Source organism: Roseomonas acroporae (genome assembly GCF_023223525.1).
In the GTDB taxonomy this organism is placed as follows: domain Bacteria; phylum Pseudomonadota; class Alphaproteobacteria; order Acetobacterales; family Acetobacteraceae; genus Roseomonas_E; species Roseomonas_E acroporae.
The window spans coordinates 1-2,485 of the sequence record NZ_JALPRX010000210.1; the positions used below are offsets into that span (position 1 = coordinate 1).

Annotated in this window: 2 protein-coding genes; both read right to left on the reverse strand. The window is 71.5% G+C overall.

Annotated features, from left to right (window positions below; translation table 11 throughout):
- Nucleotides 1-41: 41 nt before the first annotated feature.
- On the reverse strand, nucleotides 42-1,178 hold the full coding sequence (locus tag M0638_RS27980; protein WP_248670237.1) for an iron-containing alcohol dehydrogenase: 1,137 nt from the start codon (nucleotides 1,176-1,178) through the stop codon (nucleotides 42-44).
- A gap of 185 nt (nucleotides 1,179-1,363) precedes the next feature.
- Nucleotides 1,364-2,371 carry an amino acid ABC transporter substrate-binding protein gene (locus tag M0638_RS27985; protein WP_248670238.1) on the reverse strand — a complete coding sequence of 336 codons (1,008 nt, stop codon included), beginning with the start codon at nucleotides 2,369-2,371 and terminating at the stop codon, nucleotides 1,364-1,366.
- Between the last annotated feature and the right edge of the window lie 114 nt (nucleotides 2,372-2,485).

The following is a 2,485-nucleotide window of genomic DNA, read 5'->3' on the forward strand; positions in this document are numbered from 1 at the left end:
ACCCGTTTCGGAACCCCGATTCCGATCAAACGCAGCACGCTCTAGAACGCCTCCTCGTACAGGCGCAGCGCGTCGGGCTCCGTGACCTCGACCGGGTTGTTCACGAGCAGCCGGGTCTGCTTCATCGCGTCCTCGGCGAGCTTGGGCAGGATGTCGCGCGGGATCTGCAGCTCGTGCAGCTTCTTGGGCATGTCGCAGACGCCGACGATGCGCTCGATCGCCTTGAAGAAGCCCTCGGCGGACTTCTCCTCGCCGCCCACCACCTCGGACAGCTCGGCGTAGAGCGGCGCGGCGCCGGCGAGGTTGAAGCGCAGCACGGGCAGCAGCATCAGCGCGTTGGAAAGGCCGTGCGGCACGTGGAAGTGGCCGCCGAGCGGGTAGGCCAGTGCATGCACGGCGGCCACGGGCGCGTTGGCGAAGGCCATGCCGGCGAGGCAGGAGCCGAGCAGCATCTGGCCGCGCGCGTCCTTGTCCTTGCCGTCCTTCATCACGACCGGCAGGTTCTTGGAGAGCAGGGCGAGGGCCTGGCGGGCCAGCACGTCGGAGAGCGGGTTCTTCAGGCGCTTGCTGGTGTAGGCCTCGATGGCGTGCACCATCGCGTCCACGCCCGTCGCGGCGGTGACGGGGGCGGGCAGGCCGAGGGTGAGGTTGGGGTCGAGCAGCGCCACGTCCGGCAGCAGGCGGCGGGAGACGACGCCCTTCTTCTCGTCCGTCTCGGTGGTGACGATCGAGATCGGCGTGACCTCGGAGCCGGTACCGGCGGTGGTGGGAGCGAGGACCAGCGGCAGGCGCGCGCCCTTGGCGAGATCGACGCCGTAGATCTTCTCCAGCGGCTCGGGCGTCTTCAGCAGGTAGGCGACGAGCTTGGCGACGTCCATCGCGCTGCCGCCGCCGAGGCCGAGCACGCCGTCCACGCCGGCCGCGCGCAGGTCGTCCACGGCGGCGAGGACGATGCGCGTCGGCGGATCGGCCTGCACGCCGTCATAGAGGGTGACGGCGAGGCCGGCGGCCTTGAGGGACTTCTCCACCGGCGCCACCAGCCCCGCCTTGACCAGCCCGGGATCGGTGATCAGGGCGACGTGCTTCACGCCGAACTCCCCGAAGATCTCCGGCAGGGCGTCCAGGGCGCCGTCGCGGAGCACGATCCGCGCGGTGGTGGCGAAATTCAGTTCCAGCATGGCGCGATGCCTTCCTCTGGCTGACCGGAGAGCAAGCATATGCGGCAGCCGGCGGGGGCCGTCCATCCGTCCGTTCCGGGAATGGCGCGGAAGTGCGGCGGGGCGGCGTAACCGGGGGGCCGCCCCCTGCCCCGCCCCGGCGGCGGCGGTCCGGGGCGGATGCGCGGCCCGCCCCGGCGGCGGGCTCAGCGGAACGGGATAGCGTACATCAGGCCGCCGGCGTTCCAGAGGCCGTTGAGGCCGCGCGGCAGGCGAAGCGGGGAGCGGGCGCCGACGTTGCGCTCGAAGATCTCGCCGTAATTGCCCACCGCCTTGATGGCGACGAGCATCCAGCGGTTGTCGAGGCCGAGGCGGGAGCCGAACTCGCCCGAGGTGCCGAGCAGGCGCTGCACGTTGGGGTTCTGGCCGCGCGACTGCTCGTCGGCATTGGCGGCGGTCACCCCCAGCTCCTCGGCCTCGATCAGGCCGAAATGCACCCAGGTGACGATGTTGGACCACTGGTCGTCGCCGTTGCGGGTGAAGGGGCCGAGCGGCTCCTTGCTGATGGTCTCGGCGAGCACCTGGTAGTCGGCCGGGTTGGGAGCGGCGGAGACGGCGCCGGCGAGCGCCGAGGCGTCCTGCGTCATCGCGTCGCAGCGGCCGGCGAAGAAGGCCTGGTACATGGTGTCCGGGCGCTCGAACACCACGGGCTGGAGGCGCAGGTTGCGGGCGCGGGCGATGTCGCCCAGCGTCACCTCGTGCGTCGTCCCCTGCGCGACGCAGACCGTGGCGCCGTTCAGGTCCGCCACCTTGGCGACGCCGGAGTCGCGGCGCACGGCGAAGCCCTGGCCGTCGTAGAAGTTCACCGGGCCCTGGCGCAGGCCGATGCTGACGCCGCGCAGGAAGGTCTGCGTGGAATTGCGCATCAGCACGTCGATCTCGCCCGATTGCAGGGCGGTGAAGCGGTTCTGCGCGGTCAGCGCGACGAAGCGCACCTTGCTCGCGTCGCCCAGCACGGCGGCGGCAATGGCGCGACAGTAGTCGGCGTCGAGGCCGCGGAAATTGCCCTGCGCGTCGGGCTGCGAGAAGCCGGCGAAGCCGGTGCTGACGCCGCAGGCGAGCTGGCCGCGCTGGCGCACCGTGTCGAGCGTGGCGGCGGAGGCGGCGGTAACGGTCGCGGCCAGCAGGGTGGCGGCGAGAAGCAGGCGTTTCATGGTGGCTCCCTTCGGGTGTTGCTGGAATGGGGGCGTTTCGGGGCTCCGCCCCGGACCCCGCCAGGGGCGTTGCCCCTGGACCCCACCAAGGGGCGAAGCCCCCTTGGATCCCCC

Coding starts and splice junctions, on each gene's coding strand:
- M0638_RS27980 (WP_248670237.1), bottom strand. CDS start 1,178: ATGCTGGAACTGAATTTCGCCACCACCGCGCGGATCGTGCTCCGCGAC.
- M0638_RS27985 (WP_248670238.1), bottom strand. CDS start 2,371: ATGAAACGCCTGCTTCTCGCCGCCACCCTGCTGGCCGCGACCGTTACC.